Source organism: Marinobacterium sp. NO-S09, assembly GCF_059179545.1.
In genome coordinates this window covers 3,316,447-3,335,222 of the sequence record NZ_CP168954.1, presented here as the reverse complement: position 1 = coordinate 3,335,222, position 18,776 = coordinate 3,316,447, and the positions used below count along the sequence as shown (strand labels likewise).

The following is an 18,776-nucleotide window of genomic DNA, read 5'->3' as shown; positions in this document are numbered from 1 at the left end:
GCGCCATCAGGGCGTGCTCGGGTACCGGATCAAGGAAAGCTGAGCGAATGGGTGATTTAGCCAAAGAAGTTCTGCCAGTCAATATTGAAGACGAGCTGAAACAGTCCTACCTCGATTACGCCATGAGCGTAATCGTTGGCCGAGCTCTGCCGGATGTGCGTGACGGCCTAAAACCGGTTCATAGGCGTGTGCTTTTCGCCATGAACGAACTTAACAACGCCTGGAACCGGCCGTATTTGAAATCGGCGCGTGTCGTGGGTGACGTAATCGGTAAATACCACCCGCACGGCGACAGTGCCGTGTATGACACCATTGTCCGTATGGCGCAGGACTTCTCCATGCGTTACATGCTGGTGGATGGTCAGGGTAACTTTGGTTCCGTTGACGGCGATTCCGCAGCGGCCATGCGTTATACCGAGATCCGCATGGCGAAGATTTCGCACCAGATGCTGGCGGACCTGGATAAGGAAACCGTGGATTTCGTTGATAACTACGACGGAACCCAGAAAATTCCCGCAGTCCTCCCCACTCGCTTGCCCAACCTGCTGCTGAACGGCTCTGCCGGTATCGCTGTGGGTATGGCGACCAATATTCCGCCCCACAACCTGGGTGAAGTGGTCAGTGGCTGTATCGCATTGATCGACAATCCGGATATCAGCATCGATGAGCTGATGGAGTGCATTCCGGGTCCGGATTTCCCCACCGGCGGTATCATCAATGGCCGTGCAGGTATCCTGCAGGCCTACCGCACCGGCCGTGGCCGTATCTACGTGCGTGCCCGTCATCACGTGGAAGAGCACCCGAAAAACGGGCGCCCGGTCCTGGTAATCACCGAAATTCCATACCAGCTCAACAAGGCGCGTCTGATTGAAAAGATCGCCGATCTGGTGAAAGAGAAGAAGATCGAAGGCATCAGCGAGCTGCGTGACGAGTCCGATAAGGACGGCATGCGCATCGTGATCGAGCTGCGTCGCGGTGAAGTACCGGACGTGATCATCAACAACCTGTTCAGCCAGACACAGCTGCAGAGCGTGTTCGGCATCAACATGGTGGCCCTGGTTGATGGTCAGCCCAAGATCCTGGATCTTAAATCGATTCTGGAATGCTTTGTTCGTCACCGCCGTGAAGTGGTTACACGCCGTACCGTCTATGAGCTTCGCAAGGCACGTGAGCGTGGCCATGTGTTGGAAGGTCTGGCCATAGCCCTGGCCAATATTGACGCCGTGATCGAGATGATCAAGCAGTCGCCTACACCTGCAGAAGCCAAGGAACGCCTGCTGGAAACGGCCTGGGAGCCGGGTGATGTGACTGACATGCTGGAGCGCGCCGGTGAACATGCCTGCCGTCCGGAAGATCTTGAGCCCCAGTACGGTATGCATGATGGCCATTATCACCTGTCGCCGGTTCAGGCACAGGCGATTCTGGACCTGCGACTGCACCGTTTGACCGGCCTGGAGCATGAAAAGCTGATCGGTGAGTACCGTGAGCTGCTGGAGAAGATTGCGGAATTGCTGCACATCCTGGGCTCCTACGAACGCCTGATGGAAGTGATTCGCGAAGAGCTGGATGAGGTTGTCGCCGAGTACGCGGATGAACGTCGCACCGAAATTCAGGCGTCCATGCAGGACCTGACAGTGGCGGACCTAATCAACGAAGAGGATATGGTCGTTACCATCTCCCACGCGGGTTACGCCAAGACTCAGCCGTTGACCGATTATCAGGCCCAGCGCCGTGGCGGTAAGGGCAAGTCGGCAACAGCGATGAAGGATGAAGACTTCATTGAACATCTGCTGATCGCCAATACGCACGATACCGTGCTTTGCTTCACCAACATGGGCAAGGTTTACTGGCTCAAGGTGTACGAGATTCCGCCAGCCAGCCGTGCTTCTCGAGGTCGCCCGGTAATCAACATCCTGCCGTTGGCTGAAGACGAATGGATCAGCACCATTCTGCCGGTGAAAGAGTTTGATCCGGACCGCTTCGTCTTCATGGCAACTGCCAACGGTACGGTCAAGAAAACGCCACTGGATGCATTCTCACGTCCGCGTAGTACAGGCCTGATCGCGCTGGATATCGTTGAAGGCGACCGCCTGATCGGTGCCACTCTGACCAACGGTCAGGATGATGTCATGCTGGTGACCAGTGCCGGCAAGGCGATCCGTTTCAATGAGAACGATGTCCGAGCCATGGGCCGAACCGCACGCGGTGTTCGTGGTGTGAAGATGGAAGAAGACGCGCGCGTAATCTCCCTGATTGTGCCTCAGGAGGGTGGTGAGGTCCTCACCGCATCCGAGCATGGTTATGGCAAGAAGACCCGTGTGGACGAATTCCCGCTGCGTGGGCGTGGTGGCCAGGGCGTAATTGCCATGCAGTGCACCGACCGTAACGGCCAGTTGGCAGGTGCTGTTCAGGTGTTTGAAGGCGATGACGTCATGCTGATCAGTAACCGTGGCACCCTGGTGCGTACGCGCAGTGGCGAAATCTCCAGCCTGGGCCGAAACACCCAGGGCGTCATGCTGATTCGCCTGGCTGAAGAGGAAGCGCTGGTCGGTATCGCGCGTATTGAAGAGCCCGAAGAGGACGAAAGCGAAGGCGCTGAAGTTGAGGGTGCTGAGGTTGAGGGTACTGAGGTTGAAAGTGCCGAGGCTGAAAGCACTGAAGCGGGCGCGGCCACCGAGAGCGATACTGGCGAAGCCGATTCTACTGAAGACTGATTATTGAGTTTGGACGCGAAACTGACATGACACGCAAATTTAACTTCAGTGCCGGCCCTGCCGCACTGCCGGAAGAAGTGTTGCAACAGGCTCAGGCGGAGCTGCTGGACTGGCATGGTGAGGGCCTCTCCATCATGGAGATGAGCCATCGCAGTGCCGAGTATGTAGGGGTTGCCACCCAGGCTGAACAGGATCTGCGCGAACTGATGCAGATCCCGGACAACTATAAGGTGCTGTTCCTGCAGGGCGGTGCCACGGCGCAATTTGCCATGGTACCGATGAACCTGCTGCGCGGTGCCGAGTATGCCGATTACATCAATACCGGTATCTGGTCCAAGAAAGCGATCAAGGAAGCTCAGCGTTACTGCAACGTCAATGTTGCTGCCAGCGTTGAAGCCAACAACTTTACCTCGGCGCCTGCTCAGTCCGAACTGCAGCTGGACCCGAAAGCGGCCTATCTGCACTACACCACCAATGAAACCATTGGCGGTGTCGAGTTTGATTACATCCCGGATGCCGGCGATGTACCGCTGGTCGCTGACATGTCGTCGGACATCCTGTCCGCACCGGTTGATGTCAGCCGCTTTGGCCTGATTTACGCGGGCGCCCAGAAAAATATCGGTCCGGCGGGCCTGACCGTCGTCATCGTGCGTGAAGACCTGATCGGCCAGACATTGGCAGGCACGCCCAGCATGTACGACTACAAGATCCATGCGGATGCCGATTCAATGAACAACACGCCGCCGACCTTTGGCTGGTATCTGGCAGGTCTGGTGTTCCAGTGGATCAAGCGCCAGGGCGGTGTGCAGGCCATTGCCGAGATCAACCGTCGCAAGGCTGCCAAGCTTTATGCCGCGATTGATGGCAGTGACTTCTATGGCAACCCGGTGGCGGTTAATAACCGCTCTATCATGAACGTGCCGTTCACGCTGGCGGATACCGCACTGGAAGCGCGTTTTCTGGAGTTGGCGGAAGCCGAAGGGCTGCTGAATCTCAAGGGGCACCGCTCTGTGGGCGGCATGCGAGCCAGTATCTACAATGCCGTTCCGGAAGCGGCGGTAGATGCTCTGATCGACTTCATGCAGCGTTTCGAGAAAGAGCAGGCGTAACATGAGTAAAGATCAGTCACCGGCCGCTGATGCACAGGAAGCAGAGCTGAGGGTTCTGCGCGATGGAATTGACTCTGTCGATCGCCAGATTCACCAGCTTTTGAATGACCGTGCCCGGCTGGCTCAGTCGGTTGCGGAGGTGAAGGAACGCTACCGCCAGGGTGATGAGCTGCCGGTTTTTTACCGTCCCGAACGTGAAGCTCAGGTTTTGCGGGCCGTCATGGCGCGCAACGAGGGGCCGCTGGCAGATGAAACAGTAGCACGCCTGTTCCGTGAAGTGATGTCAGTGTGCCTGGCGCTCGAGGAGCCCCTTGAAGTGGTTTTCCTGGGGCCAGAAGGCACCTTCACCCAGCAGGCGGCGCAAAAGCACTTTGGCCAATCGGCCCATTGTCGTGTGTTGAGCAGCCTGGAATCGGTGTTTGAAGCGGTTCAGAGCAGCGAAGCACATTATGCAGTGGTGCCGATTGAGGTCGAGGATGCAGGCCTGATTCGTCACACACTGGACCTGTTCCGTCGTTATGACCTGTATATCTGCGGAGAAGTGGAGCTGACGCCAGCGGTTTCGTCTGAAGCCACCTCACGCTGTCCGCGGTTCCTGGTGGTTGGTCGTGATGCCATTGGCCCCAGTGGCGAAGACAAGACATCACTGCTGCTGGAGTGTCGCGATGAAGCCGGTGCCTTGCATGAGCTGCTGGCACCTTTCCACCGTCGCAATATCAGCCTGACCCGCCTGGAAACCCGCAGCAGTGGTGAGCATGACTGGCAAACGCTGTTTTACATCGACTTTGAAGGCCATGTGTCCGAGCCGCAGATCGGAGAGTTGATGGGTGAGCTGGAACAGCTGGACATCAACGTGAAATTCCTGGGGTCCTACCCCAAGGCTGTACTCTAAAAGCCTTACACAGAAGAAGGATGCCTGCACATGTCTTGTGATCTGAAGGCACTGGCAACACGCGGGGTGCAGGGTCTGCACCCCTACGAGGCTGGCAAGCCGGTTGAAGAACTGGAACGCGAGCTGGGAATCAGCAATATCATCAAGCTCGCCAGTAACGAAAACCCATTGGGCCCGAGTGCCAAGGCTATAGAGGCGGTTGAGGCCGCCATGAGCGAGGCCGCTCGTTATCCTGACAGCAGTGGCTTCCGACTCAAGCAGGCATTGCGCCGGCACTATGGCCTTGAACCGGAACAGCTGACGCTGGGGAATGGTTCCAACGACGTACTGGAGCTGATTGCGCGGGCTTTTCTGAATCCCGATGACGAAGTGGTCTTCTCCGAGTATGCCTTCGCGGTTTATCCCATCGTAACCCAGGCATGCGGTGCCAGGGCGGTGGTGGCTCCGGCTCATGAGTATGGCCATAACCTGCAGGCGATGGCAGAAGCCATTACCGAGCGCACCCGGCTGATTTTCATTGCCAATCCCAATAACCCTACCGGTACAGCCCTGCAACGGGACGAACTGGTGGCGTTTCTGGATGCGGTACCGGAAAACGTGATTGTGGTGCTTGATGAAGCTTACACCGAATATGTGACCGACACTGATTTCCCCGATGGTCTGGAGCTGTTGCCGGATTATGCCAATCTGGTTGTGACGCGTACCTTCTCCAAGGCGTGGGGATTGGCAGGGTTGCGAGTCGGCTTTGCTGCAGCCTGTGCCGATATTACGGACCTGCTTAATCGTGTTCGCCAGCCCTTCAACGTATCCCTGCTGGCGCTGGCGGCAGCGGAGGCGGTGCTGGATGACACTGATTACCTGCAAAAGAGTGTGGCGCTGAATACCTCCGGACTCAAGTATCTGGAGCAAGGGCTGACGGCTCTGGGGCTTGGCTTTATCCCGTCCTATGGCAACTTCATTACTGTGGATATGGCACGTCCTGCTCTGCCGATTTTCGAGGCTTTGCTGCGTGAAGGTGTGATTGTAAGGCCTTTGGGCGGTTACCAGATGCCTGACCACCTGCGTGTCAGCATCGGCTTGCCGGAAGAGAATGAACGTTTCCTGCGTGCCTTGAAGCAGGTGCTCGCGTGCTGAGTTACTCCTCCCTGTCGAAGTACCCCATCAAGCGTGTTCTGGTTATAGGTCTTGGCCTGATAGGCGGATCTTTTGCCAAGGCATTGAAAACCCGCTCCTGTGTCGAAGAAGTCGTTGGGGCGGACCGTAACCCGGACGAGTGCAGCCTTGGGCTTGACCTGGGTGTGGTTGACCGCGTGGCAGAGGATCTGTCCGCAGAGGTTGGGCTGGCGGACCTCATTGTACTGGCCGTGCCGGTCAAGGCGATGGAAAAGGTTCTGGCCGAGATCAAACCACACCTGCGTTTGCAGACACTTGTAACCGATGTCGGCAGCACCAAAACCAACCTGGTGACGGCTGCGCGGGCCATATTTGGGCGCCTGCCACCTACTTTTATTCCGGGTCACCCTATTGCCGGGGCCGAAAAAAGCGGTGTGCGAGCATCGGATGCTGACCTGTTCGAGCGTCACAAACTGATTCTTACGCCGCTGCCCGAAACCGATCCTGATGCCACGCTTGAGTTGGCGCGCCTTTGGCAGGCGGTGGGTGCAGAAGTGTTGCAAATGGAAGTGGAACGTCACGATGAGGTGCTGGCAGCGACCAGCCATCTGCCTCATCTGTTGGCGTTCTCGCTGGTTGATACGCTGGCCCGGGAAGAGGAAAACCTGGATATCTTCCGCTATGCAGCGGGTGGATTCCGCGACTTCACCCGCATTGCTGCCAGTGATCCCACCATGTGGCATGACATCTGTATCGCCAATCGAGAGGCTATTCTGGCGCAGATTGACCGCTATACCTCAGGTGTCGGGCGCCTGCGAGCGGCGGTCGACAGCGGTGACAGTGAAACCCTGCTGGGTATCTTCACCCGCGCCAAGTCTGCTCGTGACCATTTCACCCGTTTGATAAATAAAACCGGTTATTCATCGAATGATCATATGTCAGGCGTAAGCTTGCGCGCCCAGAGAACGGATGAAATTGATGGCCAGATCAACCTGCCCGGTGACAAGTCGATTTCACAGCGCGCCATCATCCTGGCATCGCTGGCTGAAGGTGTGACCGATATCACCGGTTTCCTTGAAAACGAAGACAGTCTGGCAACACTTCAGGCGCTTCGTGATATGGGGGTGGTGATTGAAGGCCCTCATCAGGGGCAGGTCAGAGTATACGGTGTTGGGCTTAATGGCTTGCAGCCACCTCCCGGACCGCTCTATCTGGGGCACTCGGCTACGGCCATGCGATTGCTGGCAGGTGTGCTGGCAGCACAGCCCTTTGATACGGAGCTGTTTGGTGACGAGGCCCTGAGTCAGCGCAATATGACACGGGTAGTCGATCCGCTGCGAGCCATGGGCGCGCAAATCGAAACCAGTGACACCGGCGGTGCTCCCTTGCGTATCAAGGGAGGGCAGGCGCTACAAGGGATAGAGTACACACTGCCCATGCCCAGTGCTCAGGTTAAATCGGCGCTCTTGCTGGCCGGGCTTTGGGCCTCTGGTGAAACCCGTATTCGTGAGCCGGTGCTGACGCGTGATCATACGGAGCGCATGCTGGCTGCGTTCGGAGCTGATGTCGAAGCCGGTGAGCAGGGTGTGGTGATCAAGGCACCACGGGCGCTTACAGCCACGCGTGTGGCCATTCCCAGAGACATTTCCTGGGCTGCGCTCTGTGGTATCGCCGTCGCCGGTAGTGGTCAGGGCCAGCTTGAGCTGGATGCTGTGGGCATGAACCCGACCCGAACGGGTGCGCTGGAAGTGCTGCAGCAGATGGGACTGCAGATTGAAGTGAATGCGCAACCTGATCAGGCCGGGGAGTCGGTGGCGCGGTTAAACATTCAGGCAGGGGCGCGCTTGCAGGCGGTTCAGGTTGGCGGTGAGTTACTTTCACGTGCCATGGATGAATTGCCCTTGCTGCTGGTGGCTGCGGCCCAGGCGGAGGGTGTGAGCCGTTTTACCGGATTGAGCCGGCTCAGGCATAAAGAAGAAGACCCGGTGGGGCGTACCGTCAAATTATTACGGACCCTGGGTATCAATGTTGAGGAGAGCGAGGACGAAGTTGTCGTGACCGGAGCAAGCATAAGCGGAGGCCAGGTTGATACCGCCGGTTCCCTGCGCGCCGGTATGGCAGCCCTTGCGTTGGGGTTCAGTTGTAGCGAGCCCTGTTTGATTGAACGTTGCGGCAGCCTGCTGTCTGCCTGCCCTGATTTTGTTGAGCAGGCTCAGCGGGTGGGATTGAAAGTGCATAAGGAGGAGGACTGATGTCCACCCATAATAACGATACTGCAGTAATTGCCGTTGATGGCCCCAGTGGCTCAGGCAAGGGAACAATCTGTCGCTTGCTGGCACGCGAGTTGAACTGGCACCTGCTGGATAGTGGAGCCCTCTATCGCCTGACGGCGCTTGCCGCGCGTCATCATGGCGTAGAGCTGGATGATGTCGAGGCGCTGGAAGTGTTGGCCGCGCATCTGGATGTCAGCTTCAAGCCGCAAGAAGATGGCGAGACTCAGGTCGTGCTGGAGGGTGAAGAGGTTACTCATGCCATCCGCAAGGAGAGTGTCGGCAAGGATGCATCCGTGGTTGCCGCGCTGGGTCCTGTGCGTGATGCCTTGCTGAGCCGTCAACGCGATTTTGCCCATGCGCCCGGACTGGTAGCCGATGGGCGTGACATGGGCACCGTTGTGTTTCCTGAAGCCAAGCTGAAAATCTATCTGGACGCCAGTGCAGAAGAGCGTGCGCAGCGACGTTATAAGCAGTTGATTAGCAAGGAGCCCGGTGCTAGCCTTGATGATATATTGAGCGATATTAAAGCGCGTGACGACCGCGATATGAACCGCGCCGTTGCGCCTCTTAAGCCAGCGCCGGATGCTGTGAGGCTCGATACAACCTCAATGAGCATTGAGGATGTATTGCAGTCTGTACTGGACGAGGCCAGGCACAGAGGGCTGCGCTGATGTAGCCACATGTGGGGAAGGAACGGTAATGAGCGAAAGTTTTGCGGAGCTGTTTGAAGAGAGCCTAAAAGAGCTGGATATGGTGCCGGGGTCGATCGTGACGGGCACTGTGGTGGCAATCGACAATGATTATGTCACCGTCAATGCCGGCCTGAAGTCCGAAGGTGTTATCCCGCTGGAGCAGTTCCGTGATGAACAGGGAGAGTGCTCGCTGCAGGTGGGGGATGAAGTGCGAGTCGCACTGGAATCACTTGAGGACGGCTTTGGCTCGACTGTTCTTTCTCGTGAGCGTGCCAAGCGCATCGAGGCCTGGGAAGTACTGGAGCAGGCTTACGAAAACGGCGAAGTGGTCACTGGCCACATTATCGGCCGTGTGCGTGGTGGCCTGACCATCAACGTTCAGGGGCTTAACGCCTTCCTGCCCGGCTCGCTGGTTGATATCCGTCCTTTGCGGGATACCTCGCACCTGGAAGGTCAAGAGCTGGAGTTCCGCATCGTTAAACTGGATGCGCGCAGCAACAACCTGGTGGTATCTCGCCGTGCCGTACTTGAAGAAGCGTACAGCAAAGAGCGTGAAAAGCTGCTTGAGAAGATGGAAGAGGGCCTGGTTGTCAAAGGTGTGGTCAAGAACCTCACCGATTACGGTGCCTTCATCGATCTGGGCGGCATCGATGGCCTGCTCCACATCACCGATATCGCCTGGAAGCGCGTCAAACACCCGAGTGAAGTACTCAATGTGGGTGACGAGATTGATGTCAAAGTGCTCAAGTATGATGCCGAGCGCAAACGTGTTTCCCTGGGTCTTAAGCAGCTGCAGGAAGACCCCTGGACCAAACTCATCGGTGAATATACTGTCGGCACTCGCGTGAAGGCCAAGGTGACCAACCTGACCGATTACGGTTGCTTCGCCGAGATCAGTACCGGTGTGGAAGGTCTGGTGCATGTGTCCGAAATGGACTGGACCAACAAGAATATTCACCCCTCCAAGGTTGTTCAGGTCGGTGATGAAGTCGAGGTCATGATCCTCGATATCGACCAGCAGCGTCGCCGTATCTCGCTGGGCATGAAGCAGTGCCAGACCAACCCCTGGGAAGCCTTTGCGACAACTCATGCCAAGGGCGATACCGTCAGCGGCCGTGTCCGCTCCATTACCGACTTTGGTGTGTTCGTAGGCCTGGATGGTGGTATCGACGGCCTGGTGCACCTGTCCGACCTCTCCTGGGATCTGCCCGGTGAAGAGGCGATGAAAGACTATAACAAGGGCGATGAGGTTGAGGCTCTGGTCCTGTCAGTTGACCCTGAGCGTGAACGTATTGCCCTGGGTATCAAGCAGCTGAACTCCGACCCATTCACGATGTTTGCGTCTGATCACCCCAAAGGCAGCAGCGTGACCGGTACACTGACCGAAGTAACTCCGCGTCAGGCGACTGTTGAGCTGGCTGAAGGTATCGAAGGTGTGCTGAAGGTGGCCGAGTTGTCACAGGATCACACCGAAGATCTGACCAACGAGCTTAAAGTGGGCGATTCGCTTGAGGCATCAATCCTCAGCGTGGATCGCCGCAATCGTACGATCAACCTGTCCGTGCGCCAGATGGAGCGCGAACAGACCAAGCAGGCCATGCAATCTGTGCGCGAGCAGGACAGTGTCTCCCCGACAACGATCGGGGACCTGATCAAGCAGCAGATGAACAAGCAGGATTCCTGATAATCCACTTGTCCTGGCGGCCGTCAGTTTTGCTTGCTGACGGTCTCTGGTCGGAACCGGAGGTGTTATGACCAAGTCGGAATTGATCGAACGTTTAATCGACAGCCACCCTGAATTGTCGGTAAAAGATGTAGAGTTGGCTGTCAAAACCATGCTGGATCACATGACGGATGCTCTCTCAACGGGAGAGCGTATAGAGATCAGAGGGTTTGGCAGTTTTTCCCTTCATTATCGAGCGCCGCGTATGGGCCGCAACCCGAAAACCGGTGAGGCCGTTCCCCTGACTGAGAAGTTCGTTCCGCACTTCAAGCCGGGCAAGGAACTGCGTGACCAGGTGAATGAAGGGCTTAAAGACGGCTTCTAGCTGATGGACCCATTTAAACCCTAGAGGAAATTGCATTGAACTGGTTGAAAAACCTACTCCTGATTCTGCTCGGCTTGGTATTGCTGGGCATTGGCATCTTGTTCACCATCCACAACACAACGCCCGTGAGCATTGATCTTGTATTCTTCACGCTGCCAGAAGCGAGCCTGTCGTTGTGGCTGATTGCGGTATTTGTATTGGGCAGTATTTGTGGCATGGTCTTGAGCGGTTTTGCACTTCTGGGGCTGAAGACACGTCTGCGTTCTTCCCGACGCAAAGAAACGGCTTACCGCAAGGAACTGGATCAGCTACGTACGGCAGGTCTGAAAGACAGCCGTTGAGATGTTTGCAGATTATCTGCTGATTATACCGCTGTTCCTGGCTGTCGCCCTGGGCTGGTGGTTAGGCAGGCAGCAAGCCAACAGAGCGCCATCGTCGGAAAGGTCCCGCGATGGCCAGCTGTCCCATGAGTACTTCACCGGCCTTGACCACCTGATCAACGAGCAAACGGATGAAGCCATTGAAAGCTTTATTCGGGCGCTTGAGATCAACTCTGATACCGTTCCTGCACACCTGACATTGGCCAAACTGTTTCGGCGCAAGGGTGATATCGAACGTGCGGTCGGCATTCATCAGCGTTTGCTGGCGCGCCCTGATCTTGTTGAAGCCGATTTCATCAGTATTCAAATGGCTCTGGCCAAGGATTATCACGCGCTGGGGCTGCTGGATCGTGCTGAAAACCTCCTGCATGATATCATGCGTCAATCTCGAGATACTGAGCTCGCAACCAGTGCCCGGCAATGGCTGATCAAGCTGTATGCCCAGGAGCGTGAGTGGCAATCCGCGCTGGATACAGCGCAGCAACTGCCCCGCAAAGCGAAGGAATCTATTGGTGTAGAGCTGGCGCACTATTGCTGCGAGTTGGCAGTCGTGCAAGGTTCTGCAGGTGAGCAAACGTCGGCGGAAGGGTATCTGCGCGACGCGCTGGGATATGATCCCTGCTGTGGACGGGTATACCTGCTCAGAGCCGAACAGCAGATGCGGCAAGGCAGCTGGCAGCAGGCGGTCAACGCGTTGCAGCAGGTACTGGTGAAGGCTCCGAAGCTGGTGCCGGAAACCATCAAGCCCCTGCAGCAATGTTTTGCCGAGCTGGACAGACCTGCTGAGCTGGAAAGCTATCTGCACACCTGCCTGGCGGAAGCGCCGTCAGCCACGGTCATCATGGCTCTGGCTGAATGTATTCGAGAACGCGAGGATGTACTGGCGGCCGGCCTGTTTCTGACCGAGGAGCTGCGCAAGCACCCCTCGATAAAAGGCTTTAATCGGCTGATTGACCTGCACCTCGCCTATGGTTCCAGTAGTGCTCGACAAAGCCTTACCGTGCTAAGGGGGCTGACCGGGCAGCTGGAGCAGAGCAAACCCCAGTATCAATGTAGCCATTGCGGCTTTGCCGGACGAATACTGCACTGGCAGTGTCCTTCCTGCAAGCAGTGGGGTGTAACTGCACCGATCCAAGGGCTGGAAGGTGAATGAGAGAGATGATGATGATTGATGACAAACGTATAATTGTGGCCCTTGATTACCCCGATCGTGATCAGGCTTTGCAGATGGCACGCCAGCTGGATCCTGCACTGTGTCGCGTCAAGGTGGGTAAAGAACTGTTTACCCGTTGTGGGCCGGGTATCGTTGAGGCCCTGCATGCGCTGAACTTCGAAGTGTTTCTGGACCTGAAATTCCACGATATTCCCAATACCACTGCCCGTGCGGTGCGTGCTGCTGCCGAGCTGGGTGTCTGGATGGTCAACGTTCACGCTTCTGGCGGTACACGCATGATGGCGGCTGCACGTGAGCAGCTGGAGCAGGTAAAGGATAACCGCACCCTGCTGATCGCGGTTACCGTTCTGACCAGCATGCAGCGTGAAGACCTGGCTGAGATTGGGCTGGATGTGGATCCAATGGAGCACGTGGTTCGCCTGGCAAAACTGACCCAGGCGGCAGGTCTTGATGGAGTTGTCTGTTCTGCGCAGGAAGTCTCCGCTATTCGTGAAGCGGTTGCCGGTGATTTTGCTCTGGTGACTCCGGGAATTCGCCCGGCTGACAGTGAGCGTGGCGACCAGCAGCGTATCATGACACCGGAGCAGGCGATCCTGACAGGGAGTGATTACCTGGTGGTTGGCCGCCCGATTACCCAGGCATCGATACCGGTTGAGGCGGCTCAGCGTCTCCAGCAGGAAGTGATGCAGGCATTGCAGTCACGCCGCGCTTGAGTTGAAAATGGCAAGGTATTAAGCTGTAAGGAGCTGGTCATGGAATGATCAGCTCCTGATAAACAGAAAAGGAACTTTGTCATGTTGAAATCCCTCTTCCGGGCTGCTGTTCTTGCAGCCAGCTTTGCCTTTGCACCTCTTTCATTTGCATCCGAACCTGTCGATATCAACCAGGCCAGTGCCGAGCAGATAGCGGCTGCTCTTAACGGTATTGGGCCAGCCAAGGCTGAGGCAATCGTTCAATACCGCACCACTCACGGCCCCTTTGTATCCGTGGATCAGTTGGCAGATGTAAAGGGCATAGGCCCGGCAACCGTGAACAAGAATCGCTCGTTGATTCTGGTTGAAGGCAGTGCCGAGTAATCTGCTTTGAAACGATGGGCCCGAGAGGGCCCATCCTGTTTAGCTCAGCTGAAGGGCAAAGGCGAGTACAACCGGAATAATAATCAGGCTGCTGATGTTGCCCAGAAGTACAATTGAAGCAACCTGGTGGGGTTCCTGGTTATAACGCTCCGCCACCATGTAATTGAGGACTGCGGGCGGAAGGGCGCCGAAAATGATCAGGTAGCCGAACTGAACCGGGTCCAGCTGCAATATCGGCTGCAACAGAAACACCATGGCCAGGCCGCTGGCCGGGGCCAGAATGCTTGACCAAAGCCCCAGCCGCCAGTTGGAGAAGTCTACGCTGGTCATGCGCACACCCAGTGCAAACAGCAGCAATGGAATGGCAATCTGCCCCAGCATGTCGACAGGTACCTGGACTGACTGAGGCAGGCTCAGGTCAAAGGAGCTGAACACCAGGCCGGCAATGGTGGCGATGATCATCGGCATGCGCAGCACGTTAAACGGGTTGGTGCGGTGGTCCATGATGTAGATGCCCACTGTAAAGTGCAGCAGGTTTTCCACCAGAAACAGTACCACTGCGGCAGGCAGAGCCTGTTCACCAAATGCCAATACCAGCAACGGAATGCCCAGGTTGCCACTGTTATTGAACATCATTGGGGGCAGGAAGGTTTTCGGGTGTATTTTCAGAAAACGGCAGAGGGGCCAGAGCAGCAGGCCGGAGCCAAGTACTACAAGCAAGCCGCCAATGGCCAGTGTCGAGTAGGCTGGCAAGTCGAATGATTTGGCCGACATGACTGAAAAGATCAGTGCCGGACAGAACACATCAATATTGATGCGATTGGCAACCGCCATGTCGGTATGGCGCGCGCGCGCGTAAAGAAAACCGACGCCAACGATGGCAACCAGCGGGAAAACAGTAAGAAAGATGCGCTCCATCAGCGCCATGGCTGTGCTTTCCATGGGAAATCCTTGCAGGCTGACCGGAGCGCGGCGAGTCAGCCTGCACTGCGATCAGATGAATTGTTTACCGGTGGGAACTACATACACGGGGATTGGCGCATGCCGAATAACCTGGCTGGCCGTGTGTCCGTGATGCCCGAACCCGCTCTCGGCGCCCATGATAATAACATCTGCGTCGAGCTTTTCAGCCTGGTCGAGGATGGTATCGGCAAAAGGTCCCTCGGCAACCTGAGGCTCAATCACCAGTGATTCGGTATCCGGCAGGGATGCCAGCTCCTCGTCAATAAAGTCGGCAACTCGACTGCGCATTTTCTCCAGTACGTGTTGTATACCCTCGTCATGCACGCGCTTGACCATGTCCTCCGGCAGGTAGCTGCTAATCAGGGCATGTCCCATTTCGCCAACCGGCTCGACAACATGGAGCATATGGATGTGAGCACCGTTCTGTCGCGCCATCTGTACCGCGTGGCGAAAGACCGGTCGTGAATATTCATTCAGTGAAGTGGTGTACAGAATGGTTTTAATCTTGGGCAAAGGCATGATGACCTCCTAACAACTACGGGGCTGTGAGCATTGATCCAGCAGGTAGACCACGGAGCGATACTCCAGGCCGCTGTGATGGCTAAGGCCAATTTCACAGGTACGACTGGTGGAGTAGCCTCCTTCGCAGTGCTGAACCGTCTGTTTTAGCGAGCGCAGGGCTGATGCATTGAGCTCGGGGGTGGTAAACCCCTTGTCACCGGCGAAACCACAGCAGGTAATCTGGTCGGGCACTACCACTTCACGGCTGCAGGCTGAAAGAATGCGCTTCAAAGGCTCGGTAAGGCCCTGGCGTTGAGTGCTGCAGGTTACATGCAGCGCCACAGGCTGGTCGATCGGCGTAATTTCAAGCGCCGGCAGCACGAACTGGTCCAGGAATTCGATGCTGTCATACAGCCTGATTCGGCTATCCAGTCCTTCCTGAAGACGCAGGCTGCACGGGCTGGTATCGGAATAAACCGGAATGCGGCCCTGTTCGGTTACCTCCAGCAAGCGAGCGCTCAGTTCTTTGCGTTTGTGGTTGGCAGCACTGAACATGCCTTTGGACTGGAAGGGCATGCCGCAGCAGAGCCCTTCCAGCGCATCCGGCAGAAGTACTTCAAATCCGGCCTTGCGCAGCAACTGAATGGTTTTGTCAGCCAGTGACGCCGGGTCTTCAGCTCCGCGCATTGGCCCCATGGTGCGGCTGGCGCAACTGGGCAGATAGACAACCTGCATCGACTGCTCAGAGACTTCAGGTGTTGCAGTGGGTGTTATCTTAATGCGTTTTGCAGCTGTGGGCATGGCGGGTGTCCATTGCTGGACCCGGTTGCCACTCAAGCGGCGCATCCCTGATGTCAGCGACTGCATGCGCTGGCTGCCCAGTAGTCCATGTACTCCGTCAGCCAGTGAGAAAGCGGCGCGGCTGGTCTTCATCAGACCGCCGTAATGGCCTGCTGCCCAGTCAGCCAGGTTTTCACGGGTTTCGTTGTTGTGGTGGCGGATCTCGCGGGTCAGGTCGCCGGTGTTGATGCCAACCGGGCAAGTGGTCGAGCAAAGCCCGCAGGCGGCACAGGTTTCGTCACCCTGGTAGGCATAGTCCTTGCGAAGCTGCTGCAGGCGTTTTGGGTCTGTGCCGCTGTTCTCAAGGCGTTTAATTTCCCGCCAGAGCACAATTCGCTGGCGCGGGGTGAGCGTCAGATCACGTGAAGGGCAGGACGGCTCGCAGAAACCGCACTCAATACACTTATCCACCAGCGGGTTGGCCGCAGGGAGAGGTTTCAAGTTTTTAAGGTGGATCTTGGCGTCTTCGTTGAGAATGACGCCCGGGTTAAAAATGCCGGCCGGGTCAAGCAGGGCCTTGAGTTGCTGCATCAGCTGATAAGCGTCTTGTCCCCACTCCAGCTCAACATAGGGTGCCATGTTGCGCCCTGTACCGTGCTCTGCTTTGAGTGATCCGCCATAGCGGTGGACAACCAGGTCCGCAACATCATCCATCAAGCCTTCATAGCGACGCAGGGCATCGTCCGTATCAAAAGACTGGGTAAAGACGAAGTGCAGGTTGCCCTCAAGGGCGTGGCCAAAGATCAGCGCCTCGGGATAATCCCAGCGCACAAATAGCTCATGCAGGTCCGCTACGGCCTGGGCCAGCTGCTCAACCGGGAAGGCGACATCTTCGATAATCACCGTTGTGCCGGTTTCGCGTACGGCGCCAACAGCCGGGAACAGCCCCTTGCGTATCGCCCAGTAGCGTGCGCACTCATCCGCATCGGTACTGAATACGATCGGTTGACTGGTTTCCAGGTGAGCGATACTGGCTTTGATGTCAGTAATCTGTTGGTTCAGTTGCTCGGCTGTTTCGGCGCGCGTTTCAATCAGCAGGGCCGCGGCGTCTTCCGGCAGGGTGCGGATAAACTCGGGCATACCCGGCTTGTGCTCGATTGAACGCAGACCGGCGCGGTCCATCAGCTCAACCGCTGCAACGGGTGTCGGCTTGAGCAGGCTTACCGCTTCGCATGTGGTCTGTACGCTGTTAAAGAACACCAAAGCTGTCGCCTTGTTCGGGTGTTCGGGGACCGTCTTGTAGGTAATGTTGGAGATGAAGCCAAGAGTGCCTTCGGAACCGATCATAAGGTGTTGAAGGATATCGATTGGATCTTCGTAGTCGATCAGAGCGTTGAGGGCGTAACCGGTGGTGTTCTTGAGTCGGTATTTGTGCTCGATCTTCTCGCGCAGCGCCGTGTTGGATCGTGTCAGTTCCCCGAGCGAGCTCAGCGTCTCCATCAAGCCGCGATGCTGGCGGCGAAAATTGTCGACAGATTCAGGGTCCGCGGTATCCAACACCGAGCCATCCGACAGGACCATGCGCATCGCACTGAGGGTGCGATAACTGTTCTGCGCTGTACCGCAACACATGCCACTGGCGTTGTTGGCGGCAATGCCACCGATCTTGGCAGCATTGATGGAAGCGGGGTCCGGGCCGATTTTGCGGTTGAACGGTGCCAGGTAACGGTTGGCATGGGCACCAATAACACCGGGCTGCAGGCGAATCTCGCTGGCATCAGCGCTGATGTCGTAGCCTTTCCAGCCATCACCCAACTGCACCAGTACGGCATCGGTAATGGCCTGACCGGACAGGCTGGTACCGGCTGCACGAAAGGTCAGCGGGGTACCCAGTTCCTGAGCCAGGGATATCAGGCGCACTACTTCCTGTTCAGTCTCGACACGAACCACCAGCTGAGGAATCAGGCGGTAAAAGCTGGCATCTGTGCCGTAGGCAAGTGTACGCAACGGGTCGGTAATAAGCCGGTCGGCACTGATGAAGGTTTGCAGTCGCTCAAGCAGAGCCTGGAACTCGGGCTTCATGGTGGCTGTGTTATTGGTCATACCAATTATCCATGTTTGTTTTCGAAACTCTATTCCTTGTTATTAATGGTTGTCAATCGGTTTATTTATGATCAATACTGTGCAGATTATTGAAAAATTGGTTATACCAATTCGATTATGTGTCCTTCGTTATTGTCCAGGAGTATGGGTCCAGTATGGTCTACAAACGCGTTAAGCAGCCGAAAATTTCGGATGTCATCATGCAGCAACTGGAAACCATGATTCTGGAAGGCACGCTCAAACCGGGACAGAAGCTGCCGCCTGAGCGCGAGTTGGCTGTGCAATTTGAGGTGTCACGGCCGTCTCTTCGTGAAGCGGTCCAGAAGCTGGCGGCCAGGGGACTACTGGAAAGTCGTCAGGGAGGCGGTACCTATGTGGCCAAGGATTTGGGATCCAGCCTCTCGGATCCATTGCTGGAGTTGTTCAAGACGCACCCGGAATCACAGTATGACTTGCTCGAGTTTCGTCATGCGCTGGAAGGGGTCAGTGCCTACTATGCGGCCTTGCGCTCCACGCCTGCAGACAAGGAAGCCATTCAGGCGCATTACGACCAGCTGCAGAGGTACCATGATGAGAAAAGCTTCGACAAGGAAGTGGAGGCCGATGTGGAGTTTCATCTGGCCATAGCGGCGGCAACTCATAACGTGGTGTTGCTGCATATGATGCGTGCACTGTTTACGCTGCTGCGTCAGCATATTTGGGAGAACCTGGAGCAGGTATACCCCAAGCATGATATCCGCTCCCGCATTCATGAGCAGCATCATCGGTTGTTGCAAGCTATTCTGGAAGGAAATCCGGATGCGGCCCGTCAGGCTGCCCATGCGCACCTCGCATTTGTTGAAGATGCCCTGTTGCAGCAGGGTCAGGAAAACACACGTTTGGAAAGGGCTTTGAGGCGGTCTACGCTGAGTACATGAAGCAAGAAATCGGTACCGCAAAGAAGTTGTAAAAAAAACTA

General features: G+C 56.4%; 16 protein-coding genes. 13 read left to right on the top strand and 3 right to left on the bottom strand.

What is annotated here, in order from left to right; translation table 11 throughout:
* Positions 1–47: 47 nt before the first annotated feature.
* The 12 genes from gyrA (at position 48) to O3C79_RS15325 (ending at position 13,471) form a co-directional block, all read left to right on the top strand.
* Positions 48–2,714, top strand: a complete 2,667-nt coding sequence (gyrA, locus tag O3C79_RS15380) for a DNA gyrase subunit A (protein WP_494383818.1) — start codon at positions 48–50, stop codon at positions 2,712–2,714.
* Positions 2,715–2,740: 26 nt separating this feature from the next.
* Complete coding sequence (serC, locus tag O3C79_RS15375; RefSeq protein ID WP_494383817.1) at positions 2,741–3,823, top strand: 3-phosphoserine/phosphohydroxythreonine transaminase; 1,083 nt, start codon at positions 2,741–2,743, stop codon at positions 3,821–3,823.
* A gap of 1 nt (position 3,824) precedes the next feature.
* Positions 3,825–4,715: a chorismate mutase gene (gene pheA, locus O3C79_RS15370; RefSeq protein WP_494383816.1), complete on the top strand. Its 891-nt coding sequence runs from the start codon at positions 3,825–3,827 to the stop codon at positions 4,713–4,715.
* A 30-nt stretch (positions 4,716–4,745) separates the two neighbouring features.
* Positions 4,746–5,849, top strand: a complete 1,104-nt coding sequence (gene hisC, locus O3C79_RS15365; RefSeq protein ID WP_494383815.1) for a histidinol-phosphate transaminase — start codon at positions 4,746–4,748, stop codon at positions 5,847–5,849.
* A complete protein-coding gene (locus O3C79_RS15360) occupies positions 5,843–8,080 on the top strand; it encodes a bifunctional prephenate dehydrogenase/3-phosphoshikimate 1-carboxyvinyltransferase (protein WP_494383814.1) in 2,238 nt (745 codons plus the stop codon). The genes hisC and O3C79_RS15360 overlap by 7 nt, the downstream gene beginning before the upstream one ends.
* Positions 8,080–8,772 (top strand): (d)CMP kinase, encoded by a 693-nt coding sequence (gene cmk / locus O3C79_RS15355; protein WP_494383813.1) that lies wholly within the window; start codon positions 8,080–8,082, stop codon positions 8,770–8,772. The genes O3C79_RS15360 and cmk overlap by 1 nt, the downstream gene beginning before the upstream one ends.
* 28 nt (positions 8,773–8,800) lie before the next feature.
* Positions 8,801–10,477: a 30S ribosomal protein S1 gene (rpsA, locus tag O3C79_RS15350; protein WP_494383812.1), complete on the top strand. Its 1,677-nt coding sequence runs from the start codon at positions 8,801–8,803 to the stop codon at positions 10,475–10,477.
* Positions 10,478–10,544: 67 nt separating this feature from the next.
* Positions 10,545–10,841, top strand: coding sequence for an integration host factor subunit beta (gene ihfB / locus O3C79_RS15345; RefSeq protein ID WP_010321816.1), 297 nt, complete (start codon positions 10,545–10,547; stop codon positions 10,839–10,841).
* Between the two features lie 35 nt (positions 10,842–10,876).
* The gene (locus O3C79_RS15340; RefSeq protein WP_010321815.1) at positions 10,877–11,182 is read left to right on the top strand and encodes a LapA family protein; all 306 of its coding nucleotides are present in this window, start codon (positions 10,877–10,879) and stop codon (positions 11,180–11,182) included.
* Between the two features lies 1 nt (position 11,183).
* Entirely contained in the window at positions 11,184–12,374 is a 1,191-nt protein-coding gene (gene lapB / locus O3C79_RS15335) for a lipopolysaccharide assembly protein LapB (protein ID WP_494383811.1), read from the top strand.
* A 5-nt stretch (positions 12,375–12,379) separates the two neighbouring features.
* Positions 12,380–13,108, top strand: a complete 729-nt coding sequence (pyrF, locus tag O3C79_RS15330) for an orotidine-5'-phosphate decarboxylase (RefSeq protein WP_494383810.1) — start codon at positions 12,380–12,382, stop codon at positions 13,106–13,108.
* Between the two features lie 81 nt (positions 13,109–13,189).
* Entirely contained in the window at positions 13,190–13,471 is a 282-nt protein-coding gene (locus O3C79_RS15325) for a ComEA family DNA-binding protein (protein WP_494383809.1), read from the top strand.
* A gap of 39 nt (positions 13,472–13,510) precedes the next feature.
* Here O3C79_RS15325 and O3C79_RS15320 read toward each other — a convergent pair whose 3' ends face one another.
* Genes O3C79_RS15320 through O3C79_RS15310 form a run of 3 tightly spaced genes read right to left on the bottom strand, consistent with a single transcriptional unit; the run spans position 13,511 to position 17,818 of the window.
* Positions 13,511–14,413 carry an AEC family transporter gene (locus tag O3C79_RS15320; RefSeq protein WP_494383808.1) on the bottom strand — a complete coding sequence of 301 codons (903 nt, stop codon included), beginning with the start codon at positions 14,411–14,413 and terminating at the stop codon, positions 13,511–13,513.
* A gap of 51 nt (positions 14,414–14,464) precedes the next feature.
* Positions 14,465–14,953, bottom strand: a complete 489-nt coding sequence (locus O3C79_RS15315) for a universal stress protein (protein WP_010321810.1) — start codon at positions 14,951–14,953, stop codon at positions 14,465–14,467.
* 9 nt (positions 14,954–14,962) lie between these two features.
* Positions 14,963–17,818, bottom strand: coding sequence for an FAD-binding and (Fe-S)-binding domain-containing protein (locus tag O3C79_RS15310; protein ID WP_494383807.1), 2,856 nt, complete (start codon positions 17,816–17,818; stop codon positions 14,963–14,965).
* 155 nt (positions 17,819–17,973) lie between these two features.
* Between O3C79_RS15310 and pdhR the strand changes: the two genes are divergently transcribed.
* Positions 17,974–18,735, top strand: coding sequence for a pyruvate dehydrogenase complex transcriptional repressor PdhR (gene pdhR / locus O3C79_RS15305; protein WP_494383806.1), 762 nt, complete (start codon positions 17,974–17,976; stop codon positions 18,733–18,735).
* Positions 18,736–18,776: the final 41 nt, after the last annotated feature.

What these genes read in the sequence shown, in the direction of transcription:
- cmk (WP_494383813.1), top strand. Translation starts at nt 8,080, where the DNA reads ATGTCCACCCATAATAACGATACTGCAGTAATTGCCGTTGATGGCCCC.
- serC (WP_494383817.1), top strand. Translation starts at nt 2,741, where the DNA reads ATGACACGCAAATTTAACTTCAGTGCCGGCCCTGCCGCACTGCCGGAA.
- O3C79_RS15310 (WP_494383807.1), bottom strand. Translation starts at nt 17,818, where the DNA reads ATGACCAATAACACAGCCACCATGAAGCCCGAGTTCCAGGCTCTGCTT.
- pdhR (WP_494383806.1), top strand. Translation starts at nt 17,974, where the DNA reads ATGGTCTACAAACGCGTTAAGCAGCCGAAAATTTCGGATGTCATCATG.
- lapB (WP_494383811.1), top strand. Translation starts at nt 11,184, where the DNA reads ATGTTTGCAGATTATCTGCTGATTATACCGCTGTTCCTGGCTGTCGCC.
- pyrF (WP_494383810.1), top strand. Translation starts at nt 12,380, where the DNA reads ATGATGATGATTGATGACAAACGTATAATTGTGGCCCTTGATTACCCC.
- gyrA (WP_494383818.1), top strand. Translation starts at nt 48, where the DNA reads ATGGGTGATTTAGCCAAAGAAGTTCTGCCAGTCAATATTGAAGACGAG.
- ihfB (WP_010321816.1), top strand. Translation starts at nt 10,545, where the DNA reads ATGACCAAGTCGGAATTGATCGAACGTTTAATCGACAGCCACCCTGAA.
- hisC (WP_494383815.1), top strand. Translation starts at nt 4,746, where the DNA reads ATGTCTTGTGATCTGAAGGCACTGGCAACACGCGGGGTGCAGGGTCTG.
- O3C79_RS15315 (WP_010321810.1), bottom strand. Translation starts at nt 14,953, where the DNA reads ATGCCTTTGCCCAAGATTAAAACCATTCTGTACACCACTTCACTGAAT.
- rpsA (WP_494383812.1), top strand. Translation starts at nt 8,801, where the DNA reads ATGAGCGAAAGTTTTGCGGAGCTGTTTGAAGAGAGCCTAAAAGAGCTG.
- O3C79_RS15325 (WP_494383809.1), top strand. Translation starts at nt 13,190, where the DNA reads ATGTTGAAATCCCTCTTCCGGGCTGCTGTTCTTGCAGCCAGCTTTGCC.
- O3C79_RS15320 (WP_494383808.1), bottom strand. Translation starts at nt 14,413, where the DNA reads ATGGAAAGCACAGCCATGGCGCTGATGGAGCGCATCTTTCTTACTGTT.
- pheA (WP_494383816.1), top strand. Translation starts at nt 3,825, where the DNA reads ATGAGTAAAGATCAGTCACCGGCCGCTGATGCACAGGAAGCAGAGCTG.